We start from the raw sequence: 15,004 nt of genomic DNA, 5'->3' as shown, positions 1-15,004 counted from the left end.
TCCCTTGGAACTTTAGATGGCCTTTAAGATCCCTTTAACCCATATTCTTGCCAGCTCTTTTGATCCTTCGGCATTTGGATGCAAATAGAACGTGCCCTTTTTTCCTTGTTCAGGTTTAAACAAAGTAGTATGATTCTTTTTGAAAAAATCAAAGCCAGATTTATCACCTGCAAATATCCGTTTAGGAGCTAATTTGGTATACCTTTTAACCAGGTTATCAATTTTTGGGAAGTAACTTTCTAATCTGTTTAAACCTTCTTCTAAATAAGCTGCATTGTTTTGAGTATTAGCGCTATACCAAAGTGGATACTGAAGTACAAATTTTGCCTTTGGAAACTGATTTAATAAAATATCAATCACTTTGGAAATATTTTGATCGTATTGCTCAGCAGAGATAGGCGATCCGTTGGGCCCGAATATTGCGCTATCGTTAGTTCCCAACATAATAGAAAACAAAAGCGTGGCCGAGGTATCCTTGTTTAAAGCGTTTGCGGCTTCGATAACCTTCGGGAAGTCAGTATTAGTGGCCGGCAAAAAATCAAGGCTGGTATGTCCGCTATAGCCCATGTTTGCAATATTAACAGAGCTAAAGCGTCCTTTTGAAGTTAGGATTTGCTGAACTATAAGAGGCGTTGCCTCTAAGGATGGCTGTTTTAGTGCACCTCCCTCCGTTATACTGTCTCCTATAAAAACAATATTCAGTTTTACTCTTTTTCCAGAGGAAAAGGAAGTTAGCAATAATACGGAAACCAGCATCAACAATCTTGGTATCAGCTTAGCCACAGGGAAACTCTTCATGATTCTTTTTTTTCATGAAGATAAACAATTGATCCAGTTTACAAACCCTAATCAGTTAAAGCAAATCAACATGCTCTTCCTCGATCAGTTTTCCAATTTCATTTACGTACGACTGATCTATCCATCCCTTTGTTTCCCAGGTAATACCCAGTTCATGGACTACAGCATGTAGAATAGCAAATTTATTTGAACCTTTAAAAACTTTATAGATGCCATCCTCTTGTGGATAGACTGTAAGCTTAACTCCATGGAGTTCGATGGCAAAGGGATCCGTGTAAACTAATTTCATTCTTATTATTTAATATCAAAGCAACAGCAATAGATCAAAATTGTTTGATGTTAACTTCTATCACTGTTTCAGCATTTTTGAGTAACGTCCTGCAATCTTCACTAAGATGCTGCAGGTGTAATTTCTTTCCTGCCAGTTTATAACGTTCAGTTAATTTATTTAGTGCTTCTATACCACTCATGTCCGCTACTCTACTTTCGTTAAAATCTATGATAACTTCCTGAGGGTCTCCGGTCACGTCAAATTTCTCATTAAAAGCGGCTACAGATCCGAAAAATAAGGGGCCAAATATTTCGTAATGTTTAACCCCAAGTTCATCTATATATTTTTTTGCACGGATTCGTTTTGCGCTTTCCCATGCAAATACCAAGGCTGAAATGATAACACCTATAAGTACTGCAAGTGCCAGATTATGAAGCCAAATGGTAATTCCGGCCACAAGAATTCCTATAAAGATATCCTGCCTGGGCATTTTGTTAATGATGCGGAAACTAACCCATTCAAATGTACCTATGGCAACCATAATCATTACCCCTGTTAATGCAGCCATTGGAACGCGGTCAATAATAGGTGCACCGAAAAGTATAATAATAAGTATGGTTAATGAAGCAATTATTCCAGATAATCTTGCTCTGGCACCAGCCGATAAATTAACCAGTGTTTGAGCAATCATTGGGCACCCCCCCATTCCAAAGAAAAAGCCATTAGCAATATTTGCAGTCCCTTGCGCAATACATTCTCTATTACCGTTGCCTTTTGTGGTGGTAATCTCATCAACCAAATTGAGGGTCAATAATCCTTCTGTTAAACCAACGCCTGCCATAATTAAGGCATATGGAAAAATAACCTGTAAAGTCTTAAACTCAAAGGGTATAGCAGGTATGTGAAATGGAGGGAACCCACCACTAACAGAAGCAATATCTCTTACCATTTTTGTGTCAATATTGAATCCAAGGACCAGTAAAAAAACTACTATTATAGCTATTAGAGATGGAGGGACAGCTTTAGTTATTTTTGGCAAAAGCACCACTATTGCTATGGTAAGCAGTACTAAACCACCCATAATAAATAATGGAGTACCACTGAGCCAGGCCGATTCTCCATTCACAACAGTTTTAAATTGTTGCAATTGCGCCATAAAAATGATAACCGCCAAGCCATTCACAAAACCATACATTACCGGTTGAGGCACCAGGCTAATAAATTTTCCCAGTTTAAACAGGCCAACCCCTATCTGGATAATGCCAGCCAATGCAATGGCAGCAAAAACATATTCAATTCCATTTGACTTCATTAAAGCAATAAGAACAATTGCGGTAGCGCCTGCACCACCCGAAATAAGACCCGGCCTGCCACCTAAAATTGAGGTAATCAGTCCCATAATAAAGGCGGCATATAAGCCTGATAAGGGAGGGAATCCGGCAAGGATAGCAAATGATAAAGATTCGGGCATCATTGTCATGGCAACCGTTAGGCCTGCCAGGATTTCATTTTTATAATTGACCTTTTGCGAAAAGTCAAAAAAGCGATTACGAGAAAACATATGTAAAGTTGATGCTTCGAAAGTATGAACCAAAAGTAGAAAAAATACTTGATCTCTGCGTTATTAAGATGTATGTGTATGATTTTAATCAAATGATTAAAATGTTTGATTAAATAAAATAATTACGCTTATATTTGTAGTACTTAAGGTATTACAAGATAAAGATGAGTAAGAAAACAAAGATAGAAGCCGACAGCAGCACTGAAGAAAAGATTAAAGCAGCAGCAAATATTGTTTTTACAAAAAAAGGTTACTCTGGTACTCGTACAAGGGATATTGCTGAAGAAGCCGGTATAAACCTTGCGTTGCTGAATTACTATTTCAGAAGTAAAGAGAAGTTGTTTGATATTGTAATGATGGAGAACATACAGCAGTTTTTAATGGGGATAAGAGGACTATTGAATAATGAGGCATTTAGCCTAACAGAAAAGATTTCACTGGTTGCCGAAAACTATATCAATTTATTAAGAGAGCAACCAGACATGCCATTATTCATTTTAAGTGAAATAAAAGCTAACCCCGAAAAACTGGCTACAAATATGAATGTTAAAGAGATTCTGCTTAAATCTCATTTTTATCAGCAGTTAAACGAAGCCCTAAATAGTAAAGCTAATCCCCTGCATTTTATTATAAACATTATCAGTTTAACGGTTTTCCCTTTTGTAGCCAGTCCCCTACTTAAAATTATAGGAGAATTAAAACAAGAAGATTTTGATAAAATGGTTGAAGAAAGAAAAAAAATGATTCCTGTTTGGATTGATGCGATGCTAAAAACCCATTAAAATTTTTTGTTCAGAGATTAATCAAATGATTAAAACAAATAAATAAACAGTAGAAATGAAATCTATATTTTTCACCACCATCATTTGTTTTGTGTTTTACCAAACGAATGTGCAAAGCCAGGAAAAGCTTTCAATTGAAGAATGCTACAATCTGACCCGCCAGAATTATCCATTGGTAAGGCAGTCGGAATTGATTTCAAAAACTGCAGCCTACTCTATTGAAAACGCTGCAAAAGGGTATCTTCCACAATTTAATATTAGCGGACTGGCCAGTTACCAGTCTGATGTAACAAAGATTCCAATTCAAATTCCAGGAACGAATATTCCTCAACTCAGTAAAGACCAATATCGTTTAAGTGCCGAAGGAACTCAAGTCCTATTTGATGGTGGGGTTATCAGACAACAAAAAGAAGCGATTGGCATTAATGCCTCGGTTGAAACTCAGAAACTTGAGATTGAGCTATACAAATTGAAAGAACGAGTAAATCAGTTGTTCTTTGGCGTATTGTTAATAGATGCCCAACTAAAACAAAATGAATTACTTCAAAAAGATATTCAGCTTGGCATCGATCGCGCAAAAGCTACTATAGCTAATGGAACGGCCTTTAAAAGCAGTTTGAATATCCTTAAGGCCGAATTACTCAAAGTAACCCAAAAAAGTATAGAGCAGAAATTTACACGCAAAGGATATATAGATGTGCTGAGCTTATTTATTAATAAAACACTTACAGAAGATATTGAGTTGCAAAAACCTGTACAACCTATAATGCAAGCTGAAATCCGCCGGCCAGAGCTTAGCCTTTATGAACAGCAACGCAAAAGTCTGGAGGTAAAAGAACAAGCTATAGCAGCCCGGAACCTGCCTAAATTTAATTTGTTTTTGCAGGGTGGTGTAGGCAGGCCAGCATTAAATATGTTGAACAATGCAGCCGAACCTTTTGCCATGGGTGGACTTAGAATGAGCTGGCCCCTATCTGGTTTTTATACCAGCAAAAAAGAAAAGGCAATTATAGACATCAACAGAAAAGAGATTGATCTGCAAAAGGAAAGCTTTTTATTGAACACTAATTTTGTGGTAAAACAGCAGGAATCTGAAATTGATAAGCAAACAAACCTATTGAGCTCAGATGATGAGATTATTGCGTTGCGAGCAAGTATAAAGGAAACATCGGCCGCACAATTGCAAAACGGAGTAATCAATACCAGCGATTATTTACGTGAGGTAAACGCCGAAGATCAGGCCAGACAAAGCAAAATCATGCACCAGATACAACTGCTTATGGCACAGTATAATAAACAAACTACCACTGGCAATTAATTTTTAAACAAACTAATCATGAAGAAAATAGCATTTGCAATAACTACCGCTTTGTTTTTGATGTCTTGTGGGCAAAAGGAACAAGTCTATGATGCTTCGGGCACTTTCGAAGCTGTAGAAACCATCGTATCTGCTGAGGCAACCGGAACCATTAAGACCCTGAATCTTGCAGAGGGGCAGGTACTTAAGGCAGGCGAAACGATAGGCTATATTGATACTACTCAACTATACTTAAAAAAGAAACAACTGCGAGCCCAGATTAATGTTGTACTAGGTAAAAAGCCTGATGTACCAGCTCAGATAGCCGCATACCAGGAACAACTAAAGCAAGCAAACAGAGAACGGCAAAGAATTACCAATCTTTTAAAGGCCGATGCTGCAACACCAAAACAATTGGACGACGCCAATGCTCAGATTGCAATTATTAAAAAACAGATAGCTGCTCAGAGATCTTCTCTGAATATTACCTCGACAAGTTTAAATCAAGAAACACTTCCATTGAATGTACAGATTGATCAGTTAAACGATCAGCTTTTAAAGAGTAAAATTATAAACGAAACAGCAGGCACTGTACTGGTCAAATATGTTGAAGTAAATGAAATGGCTTCAATAGGCAAACCTTTGTACAAAATCAGTGATTTGTCGTCCATCATTTTAAGAGCTTACATTACTGGCAATCAGTTGCCAGCTATTAAACTTGGGCAAAAAGTTGAGGTATTGGTTGATTCAGCAGACGGAAAATATAAAACTTACGAGGGTATTATAGAATGGATTAGCGATAAAGCAGAATTCACTCCTAAAACCATACAAACCAAAGACGAGCGGGCCAATCTGGTATATGCAATTAAGGTAAAGCTAAAAAATGATGGCTATTTAAAAATAGGCATGTACGGAGAGATTATTTTATCTAAAAAAATATGAGCAGCGCCTTTGCCATCGAGGTAAACGAGCTCCGTAAAACCTACGGTAAAGAGCAGCTAGTTGCTGTCGATGATGTTTCTTTCCATGTAAAAAAGGGAGAACTGTTTGGCCTTATTGGTCCTGATGGCGCAGGTAAAACCAGTATTTTCAGGATGCTGACTACCCTGCTACTTCCTGAAAAAGGAACGGCAAAGATAGACGGTTATGATGTAGTTGCCGACTATAAACAGATTAGAAAAACAATTGGTTATATGCCTGGCAGATTTTCACTCTATCCGGACCTGACCATCGAAGAAAACCTTCGCTTTTTTGCTACTGTATTTGGCACTACCATCGCTCAGAATTATCATCTGATCGAAGATATCTACGTCCAGATCCAACCCTTCAAAAACAGAAGGGCGGGGAAACTCTCAGGTGGAATGAAACAAAAACTAGCATTATGCTGTGCTCTTATCCACAAACCAACCGTATTGTTTCTGGATGAGCCAACAACTGGAGTAGATCCGGTGTCAAGAAAAGAATTTTGGGAGATGCTGAAAAGGCTTAAAGCGCAAGATATTACCATTCTGGTATCAACCCCGTATATGGACGAGGCTACTTTGTGCGACCGCATCGCCCTGATCCAGAACGGGAAAATATTATCCATCAACACCCCTCAAAATATGATTCAGCAATATCCGGAGCAACTATATGCAATCAAAGCAGATCAGATGTATGAACTGATTAAAGCACTTAGAAAATACCCTGAGGTAATGGATTGTTATGCCTTTGGCGAGTATGCCCATGTTTCCTTTAATGGTTCTTTTGAGGATAATAAGCTGAAGACCTACCTGAAAGCTGAAGGTTTAACTCAGATTGAAATTAAGCCTGTACCACCAACCATCGAAGATTATTTCATCAAATTATTGAAGAACTAGCTATGGAATATGTAATAAAAACGGATAGGCTGACCAAGCGCTTTGGAGATTTCACAGCAACAAATGAAATTACTTTTGAAGTAGAAAAGGGCGAAATATTTGGTTTTCTGGGTGCTAACGGTGCCGGTAAAACAACTGCCATGCGCATGCTATGCGGCTTATCTATACCCAGTTCTGGTACAGCCACAGTAGCAGGTTTTGATGTATATAAGCAAACAGAAGAAATTAAAAGGAATATAGGCTACATGAGTCAGAGGTTCTCTTTGTATGAAGATCTCACCGTGCAGGAAAACATCAGGTTTTTTGGAGGAATCTATGGGTTAAGCAATCGGGAAATTAAAACTAAAAGTGAAGACTTACTGGAACAGCTAGAACTTAAAAACGAAGCTAAAAAATTAGTAGCCTCCCTGCCCTTGGGCTGGAAACAGAAGCTTTCCTTTTCAGTTGCGGTTTTACACCAACCAAAAATTGTATTTCTGGACGAACCAACCGGAGGAGTTGATCCGGTAACAAGAAGACAATTCTGGGACCTGATCTACGAGGCATCTGCAAAAGGAATTACCATTTTTGTGACCACTCATTATATGGATGAAGCTGAGTATTGTAACCGCATATCTATTATGGTAGACGGAAAAATAGAAGCGCTTGATACCCCGGCTAATTTAAAAAGTCAATTTAAAGCAAGCTCAATGGACCAGGTTTTTTATCATCTGGCCAGAGGTGCAAAACGTAGCGATTAGAATAATAAGGCAATGGAACAGTTTATCAACTTTGTAAAAAAGGAATTTGCCCATGTTTGGAGGGACAAAAAGACCTTGCTAATTCTATTTGGAATGCCGGTTATCCAGATTCTTATTTTTGGATTCGCACTAACCAACGAGGTTAAAAACTCTGAGATCATTGTTATGGATCAGGCCAAAGACCAGGCCTCACAACAAATCATCAGCAGGATAGCTGCCAGCAGGTACTTCGATATTCAAAGCAGCGTGATGAACAATAAGCAAATGGAAGCGGCATTTAAAAAAGGAAAAATTAAGATGGCCATCGTTTTTCCGGCAGGATTTAATGAAGCCCTACTCCATCAGCGCAAGGCACAGATCCAGATTCTTGCCGATGCTTCTGATCCTAATACTGCCAGTATGCTTACAAATTATGTTTCTTCAATTATTCAGGACTATCAAAATTCAATTGATAAAGCAGCAGCTATACCCTACTTGATAGTTCCCGAAGTAAGGATGTTGTACAACCCGCAACTAAAGGGTGCACATAATTTTGTTCCGGGTGTCATGGCCCTGGTACTAATGCTGGTGTGTGTAATGATGACGGCTATTTCAATTGTAAAAGAAAAAGAAACAGGAACCATGGAAATTTTATTGGTTTCACCGTTTAGTCCGCTTCTGGTTATCCTTTCTAAAGCAGTACCATACCTTTTTCTATCGCTCATAAATGTAGCTTCCATCCTACTGTTGAGTGTTTATGTGCTCGATTTGCCAGTTAACGGAAGTGTGGCCCTGCTTTTTGTAGAAAGCACCTTGTTTATCATCACCTGCCTAAGCCTGGGCATATTCATCTCTGTAAAAACAGATTCCCAGCAAATGGCCATGTTAATCTCTCTGATGGGAATGTTTTTACCAACAGTGCTTTTCAGTGGTTTTATGTTTCCTATAGAAAACATGCCTTACCCATTGCAATTGATCTCTAATCTGGTTCCTGCAAAATGGTTCTATTTAATTGTGAAGTCCATTATGATCAAAGGATTAGGATTTTCGGCCATTTGGAAAGAAACGTTAATTCTGGGTGGTATTACCCTTGGTTTATTAGTAGTGAGTTTAAAAAGTTTTAAAATCAGACTGGCATGAGAACGATCCGTTTTTTACTCGAAAAAGAATTCAGACAGATATTTCGCAACAAGGCTATACTGTTACTGATCATCATAATGCCGGTTATGCAACTGATAATTCTGCCGCTTGCTGCAAATTATGAAGTAAAGAACATCAATCTTTCTGTAGTAGATCATGATCATTCCAGCTATTCCCAAAAACTGATCTCTAAAGTTACCGCCTCTGGATACTTTAAACTTACCGGATATAATGCCTCTTTTAAGGAAGGAATGAAACTGATTGAAGCGGACAAGGCCGATCTGATTCTGGAAATTCCGCATGGATTTGAGCGCAACCTTGTCCGCGAAAACCACCAACAGCTATTTATTGTCGTAAATGCCATAAACGGAGTAAAGGCAAATCTTGGAGGAGCATATCTTGGGTCTATCATAAGAGACTTTAATAACGATATAAGACTGCAATTGCTGCCGGTTTCAAAGTTTAGCGGCGCTGCGGTTATCGAGATCAGCTCATCCAATCTGTTTAATCCTTTAATGAAGTACAAATTTTTTATGGTTCCCGGTATTTTGGCTATACTGGTTACCATGATTGGAGGTTTTCTATCGGCACTAAACATTGTAAAAGAAAAAGAGTTTGGTACTATCGAACAGATCAATGTAAGTCCAATAAGAAAACATCATTTTATATTGGGAAAACTCATCCCCTTTTGGGTACTTGGAAATGTGGTGTTTACGCTAGGGCTCCTAGTATCGTGGTTAATTTATGGTATTGAACCTCTCGGAAATTTGCTAGTGCTGTATCTCTTTGCATCTGTTTTCTTGCTGGCCATTTTGGGTTTCGGACTTTTGATTTCAACCTTTTGTGATACCCAGCAGCAAGCTATGTTTATCATGTTTTTTTTCATGATGATCTTTATTCTGATGGGTGGCTTATTCACCTCTATAGACAGTATGCCCGATTGGGCAAAAATAGTTTCGAGGTTCAATCCGGTTAGTTACCTGATAGAAGTAATGCGAATGGTTATCCTTAAAGGTAGTGGGTTAAGAGACATATTGCCTCAACTAGGTACTGTTGGTGTTTTTGCCATTGTACTGAATGCCTGGGCGGTATGGAACTATAAGAAAAGAAACTAAATGAATGATTAAAAAAATTGTTTAAACAAATACATGGCTGTTTTGTTCAGCTAACATGAAATCGTCATTCTTTAAATATTTTTATGAATACTCACGAATATTGGTTGTTTATACTTGCAATTCCTGTGGCCTGCATCTCATGGACGGTAACAAAGGAAGAAGTTTTTAGAGAGATAAGAGAGTACTTTGTTGAAAAATCAAAAACGGCTAGCCATATTCTGAAAAGAAAGCTGTTTTACATGCTTACCTGCGAGTATTGCTTTAGTCATTATGTTACGCTCTTTTTACTTGTTCTTACTAAGTATACGCTGCTGTATCCAGGGTTTACAGGTTATCTTATATCTGGATTCTCTATTGTTTGGGTTGCTAATATCTATATGAGCTTGTATAACCTGATCCGTGTTGACCTCAAAAAAGAAAAAATAATAGCCCAAAAAGAAGCAGACAGCGTTAAAGAATCATATGAGGTACGGGATCAAACTTGATCTGGCACAAAATATTATGGGAAATTATTTTATAAGGTTTTAAATAAAATTGTTTGATATTTGCGTCAAATTTTTTAAAAATAGAGTGTATTATTAAGCGATCTATTCCATCTTTCTAGTCCGGGATCCTGACCACGAAGTAGCTGCGAAGCAAAACAAATTCAGGATGACGACCGCCTAAAACAAAAACACCAAACAATGCAAAAACGCCCAGTAATGCAAAACATCCAATAATGCCAAATCTAATTGATGAAAATTCAGTATTCTGCCCTTTCGAGGAATCTGCAGAAATCAATGCACTTGCCGATGGACTTAGCTTTTCTTTAGAAAGTGAATTACATCCGCTTTGTCTTTTGGCGGCAAGTAAACTGCAGTTTCATCTAGCGCATCAACAAGAATGGGCACATAATTTTGGTTTGCTTACCGGTGCCGAAGGAATGGTAATTGGAAAGATGTTTGGTGTATTAATAGTTAGAACCGAGGAAGGCAAACTAGGATATTTGGCTGCGTTTTCGGGTAAACTGGCCGGCAGAAATTATCATGCTAAATTTGTGCCGCCAATATTTGATGGTTTGGAACCGGGTGGCTTTGTAAATGCAGGGATGGAAAAACTTACTCAGATTAACGAGAAAATCAGTTACCTGGAATCATTTAAAGACGAGGCTCATACCAAAGAAATCCTGCTTTTAAAAGCGCTAAGAAAAGATCATTCTAATGCATTACAAAGTCGAATCTTTGAGCAATACCATTTTTTAAACAAAGCTGGAGAATCCAAAAGCTTAATTAAAGCTTTTGAACATACCGCTTCGGGCAAACCGCCAGCAGGTGCCGGAGAATGTGCTGCACCTAAATTATTACAATATGCTTTTGCTAATGGAATGGAACCACTCGCTTTGGCAGAATTTTGGTGGGGCTTGTCTCCTAAATCGGCAAATTGGAAACACGGGCACTTTTATGCCCCATGTATCGAAAAATGTGGACCAATACTGGCCCATATGCTTAATTAATAGATACGTTGTTTATTTTTCGTTTAGCATTAAACATAATAGATTGTAAGTTCTTATCACATTTAAACAGAAAGAAAATTAAAAGTTCATTAAAAATAAAGATAGTATTGCTGACCTCATTTATGGGCGTTCAGGCATATAGTTATGGACAAACTAAACCTTTGTCTGATTCACTTAAAATCGACACGACAGTAAAGCAATACGATATTGGCGATTTAGGTCGTAGTATTTTTAGTCCGGGTAAACCACCCAAGCCAACTCAAAATAAATCGGGCCTTACACCTATGCCAAGTATTGCCTATAATCCAAGTATTGGGGCTCAAATTGGACTTAAAGCAGTTGTAGGTAAGGTATTGGGGCAAGAACCTAATACATTAATGTCAGTAGCGGCAACATCAGCTTCCATTACAACCAAGGGCATCATTTATTTTTACCTGAGTCACAATGTTTACACGCCGGGTAACAGGTGGAACTTACAAGGAAGTTTGGTTGCCGCCAAAACAGTTACTCCTGATTTTGGATTGGGGATTGGCAAGGTATCAACTGGAACTGAAGAGGAACTGATATTGTCTAATCCTGAGCGTAAAGGCTATGCAATTCATGGGGAATATTATAATTTCCGTGAAAAGGTATATAAGCAAATTATGGATCGCCTTTTTATAGGAGCTGGTGCATCATTCGAAATCCGCAGAAAACTGGAAGATCCAAATAATCCAAATGGCTCAACGCCCTATCATATTTATAATCAGATACATGGTTTTGATAAAGATCATTACATGGCTAATGGATTTTTATTAAACTTACAGTACACCACGCGGGATAATCAGAACCGGGCCTATAAAGGAATATATGCAGACGTTGGGATTCGTGCAAATCAAAGCTGGATAGGAAGTACAAAGAATGCGGTACAGGTAACTACTGATTTTAGAAAATACTGGAGCCTTTCGGCCAGAAATCCGGAACATGTAATCGCACTCTGGAATTGGGGATCTTATCTAGTAAGTGGTACACTGCCCTATCTGGAACTTCCAGGGACTGGAAAAGATGCAAATTTTAGAAGTGGCAGAGGGTATACTATCGGTTATTTTAAAGGCACTCAGTATTGTTATTCAGAGATAGAATACCGCTTCCCTATCACAAGGAATGATTTTATAAGTGGTGTTACTTTCTTTAATATTCAAACTGCCAATGACCTATCTGGCACTAAGCTGTTTCAGCAATGGCAACCTGCTGGCGGGGCTGGTTTGCGTGTATTGTTTAATAAGGCAACACGAACCAATCTCTGTTTAGATTACGCCTTTGGTAATTTTGGTGCAAAGGGATTTTTTCTCGGTTTAAACGAGGTGTTTTAATATAGTAGCTTAGTTCTTCTTCGGCTCATCTTCCAGTGTTCCTCCGGTCATCTTCTGGATCTAGACTTGAAGCAGAATTAAGCTACTATATAAAAACTGATTCTATTTTGAAGGAGTAATCACTATCTTTTTAAATTCAATTGGGCCATGATCTCCCTGGATATAGATTGGTCCCGGTTCACCTTCATTGCTATCTAATGCGCCGCCAGTAATTCCCGGGATTTCCTGATTAGTAATCACAGTTTTTCCATTAACAACTACTGTAACCATTCTGCCTATTAAAGTAATATCAAAAGTTTGCCATGTATTAGGTCCTAATGCATTGATCTCGCTAGGTGTTAGGAATCCGTAAATGCCACTAAACAGCACACTTGATGGATGTTGGTCTTTAGGGCTATCTTCTATTTGAACCTCATGTCTGCCCCTTAAGTACACACCGCTATTGCTTCCTTTTTGGTATCTAAACTCAACATGCAATTTAAAGTCGGTAAATTTTTGATCAGAAATTAGGTTAGCACCTGATTTTGGACTGGTTAAAACACCATCTTTTACTATCCATTGGTTTTCTCCCATTGCTTTCCAACCGGCCAAATCCTTCCCGTTAAACAGGTTAATGGTTTTACCCCAAACCGGAGCAGCGGTTCTTTTTAAATATGGAGCCTTTACTCCTTTCCAATTGTATTTTTTGCCTTCGTTTGTGGTAATTGTTCCTTGAATTGTGCCTCCGGTTACTTCACCTTCAATAACAAAATCCTGACCTCCATCTTCCCATTGAGGAGGAATAGTGAAACTGAACTTACCATTGTCGAAATTTACCTTTGCTATCGGACGAGCGCTTCCACTAGGACCAACATAATAGCCTACCAATGTTTTTAAACCTGATAGTTTTACTTCTAGCCATGATGGTGCTGATTTCCCGTTTTCATCAATAGTGATATCCCAACGGCCAATTAAATCTTTAGAACTTACTTTTGTTTGAGCGCTAACAGGCATATTTTTTCCTGATGCCAAAAGAGATTCAGCAGAACCCAGCATCAACAAACAACTCATACCAAATACAAAGAGATTTTTACGCATAATTTTCTTTTAATAACATTAATACTATTTATTTTAAAGTTAGCTGAAAAACTTAAGCTTTTAAAACATCGTGATTATTCCTGTATAAACTCAAGGCTTAGCCAGAAAGCAAGAATCGGGTTGATTATGTTTGATTTTACCAATTAATTTGCCTTTAAATACTAAAATATGAGATCGATAACTGACCGAATAGCCGAAATTAACTGGCCTAAAATAAAAGTTGAACTACATGATAAAGGGTTTGTTGTGATAAAAAATATACTAACAAAGGCTGAATGTGAGAATTTGATTGAAGATTATAATGCTGATGATACTTATCGGAAAACGGTAAATATGGAACGGTACCGATTCGGTTTAGGAGAGTATAAATATTTCAGTTACCCTATGCCCGCAATTATAACTGAATTACGGGAGAACATATATCCGCAAATTGCTCCTGTGGCGAATAGCTGGATGGAAGAATTGAAGTTAAATACCCGTTTCCCTCTTGCCCATTATGAGCTTAAACAAATATGCCATGATCATGGGCAAACCAAACCAACGGTGCTGATATTAAAATATGGGGAGGGTGGATTTAATACGCTTCATCAGGATTTATATGGAGAGATTTATTTTCCAATGCAAATGGTGCTTATGCTCGATCAAGCAGACGAGGATTATAAAGGCGGTGAATTTGTGATTACGGAACAAATTCCGCGGGCGCAATCAAAGGCAAATGTATTAAAACCCGATCTTGGAGATATGGTTATTTTTACAACTAATTTTAGACCTGTAAAGGGAAGCAAAGGGTATTACAGGGTAAACATGAAACATGGGGTAAGTCCGCTGCATAGTGGAAACAGACATAGTCTTGGTATCATTTTTCACGATGCGTTAAGTTAGGTGTGTTTTAAAACTAAACAAGTACTATCTTCACAAAGTTAATTAATGAGTATACCCATAAACCAAATATTTGTGATAGAACAAATTAAACAGACTTATCCAGATGCTTATTTAGCTATAGACGAAGCAACAAAGAATACCGAATTTTCAATGGCATCTGATGTATTAACTTGCTCTTTATTAAGAACATTAGCTGGTACAAAGCCTGGCGGCAGATTTTTAGAACTGGGAACCGGAACAGGCTTGTCAACCTCATGGATTCTTGACGGGATGGACAAGGAAGCTACCTTAATCTCCATTGATAATGATCCTAATTATTTATCTGTAGCATCGCGTTTTCTTGCCGAGGATAACAGGCTTGGCTTGGAATGTATTGATGGTGGTGAATGGGTTGAGCAGAATAAAGACCTGAAGTTTGATTATATCTTCGCTGATACATGGCACGGGAAATACTTAATGCTTGATGAGGTGATTAACATGTTAAATCCGGGTGCATTTTACATTATTGATGATATGTTGCCGCAGCCAAACTGGCCTGAGGGCCATCAGGAAAAAGCAATTAAGCTAATAGAAGATTTAGAAAAAAGGAATGATCTGCTTATAACCAAGCAATGCTGGGCAACAGGAATTGTTATTGCAACTAAAAAAGATAATTAATT

At 38.1% G+C, this 15,004-nt stretch carries 16 protein-coding genes; 12 read left to right on the top strand and 4 right to left on the bottom strand.

What is annotated here, in order from left to right; genetic code table 11:
- Nucleotides 1-12: 12 nt before the first annotated feature.
- From AC1DDK_RS15965 to AC1DDK_RS15955, 3 genes are read right to left on the bottom strand one after another with little or no spacing between them, the layout of a single operon-like run.
- Nucleotides 13-798, bottom strand: coding sequence for a GDSL-type esterase/lipase family protein (locus AC1DDK_RS15965; RefSeq protein ID WP_288879338.1), 786 nt, complete (start codon nucleotides 796-798; stop codon nucleotides 13-15).
- 55 nt (nucleotides 799-853) lie between these two features.
- Nucleotides 854-1,087 carry a hypothetical protein gene (locus tag AC1DDK_RS15960; protein WP_172662931.1) on the bottom strand — a complete coding sequence of 78 codons (234 nt, stop codon included), beginning with the start codon at nucleotides 1,085-1,087 and terminating at the stop codon, nucleotides 854-856.
- Nucleotides 1,088-1,121: 34 nt separating this feature from the next.
- Nucleotides 1,122-2,630, bottom strand: a complete 1,509-nt coding sequence (locus AC1DDK_RS15955) for a SulP family inorganic anion transporter (protein ID WP_288879337.1) — start codon at nucleotides 2,628-2,630, stop codon at nucleotides 1,122-1,124.
- A 164-nt stretch (nucleotides 2,631-2,794) separates the two neighbouring features.
- Between AC1DDK_RS15955 and AC1DDK_RS15950 the strand changes: the two genes are divergently transcribed.
- From AC1DDK_RS15950 to AC1DDK_RS15905, 10 genes are all read left to right on the top strand, one after another.
- Entirely contained in the window at nucleotides 2,795-3,412 is a 618-nt protein-coding gene (locus AC1DDK_RS15950) for a TetR/AcrR family transcriptional regulator (protein ID WP_172662929.1), read from the top strand.
- Nucleotides 3,413-3,467: 55 nt separating this feature from the next.
- The gene (locus AC1DDK_RS15945) at nucleotides 3,468-4,730 is read left to right on the top strand and encodes a TolC family protein (RefSeq protein ID WP_288879336.1); all 1,263 of its coding nucleotides are present in this window, start codon (nucleotides 3,468-3,470) and stop codon (nucleotides 4,728-4,730) included.
- An 18-nt stretch (nucleotides 4,731-4,748) separates the two neighbouring features.
- The gene (locus tag AC1DDK_RS15940) at nucleotides 4,749-5,651 is read left to right on the top strand and encodes an HlyD family secretion protein (RefSeq protein ID WP_288879335.1); all 903 of its coding nucleotides are present in this window, start codon (nucleotides 4,749-4,751) and stop codon (nucleotides 5,649-5,651) included.
- Complete coding sequence (locus AC1DDK_RS15935) at nucleotides 5,648-6,568, top strand: ABC transporter ATP-binding protein (protein WP_288879334.1); 921 nt, start codon at nucleotides 5,648-5,650, stop codon at nucleotides 6,566-6,568. The genes AC1DDK_RS15940 and AC1DDK_RS15935 overlap by 4 nt, the downstream gene beginning before the upstream one ends.
- Before the next feature lie 2 nt (nucleotides 6,569-6,570).
- Nucleotides 6,571-7,308: an ABC transporter ATP-binding protein gene (locus tag AC1DDK_RS15930; RefSeq protein WP_172662925.1), complete on the top strand. Its 738-nt coding sequence runs from the start codon at nucleotides 6,571-6,573 to the stop codon at nucleotides 7,306-7,308.
- 12 nt (nucleotides 7,309-7,320) lie between these two features.
- Nucleotides 7,321-8,427, top strand: a complete 1,107-nt coding sequence (locus tag AC1DDK_RS15925; protein WP_288879333.1) for an ABC transporter permease — start codon at nucleotides 7,321-7,323, stop codon at nucleotides 8,425-8,427.
- Complete coding sequence (locus AC1DDK_RS15920) at nucleotides 8,424-9,542, top strand: ABC transporter permease (RefSeq protein WP_288879332.1); 1,119 nt, start codon at nucleotides 8,424-8,426, stop codon at nucleotides 9,540-9,542. The genes AC1DDK_RS15925 and AC1DDK_RS15920 overlap by 4 nt, the downstream gene beginning before the upstream one ends.
- Nucleotides 9,543-9,625: 83 nt before the next feature.
- Nucleotides 9,626-10,027 carry a hypothetical protein gene (locus AC1DDK_RS15915; RefSeq protein WP_172662922.1) on the top strand — a complete coding sequence of 134 codons (402 nt, stop codon included), beginning with the start codon at nucleotides 9,626-9,628 and terminating at the stop codon, nucleotides 10,025-10,027.
- 233 nt (nucleotides 10,028-10,260) lie between these two features.
- Complete coding sequence (locus AC1DDK_RS15910) at nucleotides 10,261-11,034, top strand: hypothetical protein (protein WP_337716226.1); 774 nt, start codon at nucleotides 10,261-10,263, stop codon at nucleotides 11,032-11,034.
- A gap of 107 nt (nucleotides 11,035-11,141) precedes the next feature.
- Nucleotides 11,142-12,386: a BamA/TamA family outer membrane protein gene (locus tag AC1DDK_RS15905; protein ID WP_288879330.1), complete on the top strand. Its 1,245-nt coding sequence runs from the start codon at nucleotides 11,142-11,144 to the stop codon at nucleotides 12,384-12,386.
- Nucleotides 12,387-12,488: 102 nt separating this feature from the next.
- On the opposite strand, the gene AC1DDK_RS15900 is transcribed toward AC1DDK_RS15905, so the two are convergent.
- Nucleotides 12,489-13,463 carry a 3-keto-disaccharide hydrolase gene (locus AC1DDK_RS15900; protein ID WP_172662920.1) on the bottom strand — a complete coding sequence of 325 codons (975 nt, stop codon included), beginning with the start codon at nucleotides 13,461-13,463 and terminating at the stop codon, nucleotides 12,489-12,491.
- A 168-nt stretch (nucleotides 13,464-13,631) separates the two neighbouring features.
- Here AC1DDK_RS15900 and AC1DDK_RS15895 point away from each other — a divergent pair, with 168 nt between their 5' ends.
- Nucleotides 13,632-14,345 carry a 2OG-Fe(II) oxygenase gene (locus tag AC1DDK_RS15895; RefSeq protein ID WP_337716224.1) on the top strand — a complete coding sequence of 238 codons (714 nt, stop codon included), beginning with the start codon at nucleotides 13,632-13,634 and terminating at the stop codon, nucleotides 14,343-14,345.
- A 72-nt stretch (nucleotides 14,346-14,417) separates the two neighbouring features.
- Nucleotides 14,418-15,002, top strand: a complete 585-nt coding sequence (locus AC1DDK_RS15890) for an O-methyltransferase (protein ID WP_288879329.1) — start codon at nucleotides 14,418-14,420, stop codon at nucleotides 15,000-15,002.
- Nucleotides 15,003-15,004 lie beyond the last annotated feature (2 nt).

This window comes from Pedobacter sp. 05T44 (assembly GCF_056395985.1).
This window is presented reverse-complemented; position numbering and strand designations above follow the sequence as displayed.

Coding starts and splice junctions, on each gene's coding strand:
- AC1DDK_RS15955 (WP_288879337.1), bottom strand. CDS start 2,630: ATGTTTTCTCGTAATCGCTTTTTTGACTTTTCGCAAAAGGTCAATTAT.
- AC1DDK_RS15900 (WP_172662920.1), bottom strand. CDS start 13,463: ATGCGTAAAAATCTCTTTGTATTTGGTATGAGTTGTTTGTTGATGCTG.
- AC1DDK_RS15950 (WP_172662929.1), top strand. CDS start 2,795: ATGAGTAAGAAAACAAAGATAGAAGCCGACAGCAGCACTGAAGAAAAG.
- AC1DDK_RS15915 (WP_172662922.1), top strand. CDS start 9,626: ATGAATACTCACGAATATTGGTTGTTTATACTTGCAATTCCTGTGGCC.
- AC1DDK_RS15920 (WP_288879332.1), top strand. CDS start 8,424: ATGAGAACGATCCGTTTTTTACTCGAAAAAGAATTCAGACAGATATTT.
- AC1DDK_RS15965 (WP_288879338.1), bottom strand. CDS start 798: ATGAAGAGTTTCCCTGTGGCTAAGCTGATACCAAGATTGTTGATGCTG.
- AC1DDK_RS15960 (WP_172662931.1), bottom strand. CDS start 1,087: ATGAAATTAGTTTACACGGATCCCTTTGCCATCGAACTCCATGGAGTT.
- AC1DDK_RS15945 (WP_288879336.1), top strand. CDS start 3,468: ATGAAATCTATATTTTTCACCACCATCATTTGTTTTGTGTTTTACCAA.
- AC1DDK_RS15895 (WP_337716224.1), top strand. CDS start 13,632: ATGAGATCGATAACTGACCGAATAGCCGAAATTAACTGGCCTAAAATA.
- AC1DDK_RS15910 (WP_337716226.1), top strand. CDS start 10,261: ATGCCAAATCTAATTGATGAAAATTCAGTATTCTGCCCTTTCGAGGAA.
- AC1DDK_RS15930 (WP_172662925.1), top strand. CDS start 6,571: ATGGAATATGTAATAAAAACGGATAGGCTGACCAAGCGCTTTGGAGAT.
- AC1DDK_RS15935 (WP_288879334.1), top strand. CDS start 5,648: ATGAGCAGCGCCTTTGCCATCGAGGTAAACGAGCTCCGTAAAACCTAC.
- AC1DDK_RS15940 (WP_288879335.1), top strand. CDS start 4,749: ATGAAGAAAATAGCATTTGCAATAACTACCGCTTTGTTTTTGATGTCT.
- AC1DDK_RS15925 (WP_288879333.1), top strand. CDS start 7,321: ATGGAACAGTTTATCAACTTTGTAAAAAAGGAATTTGCCCATGTTTGG.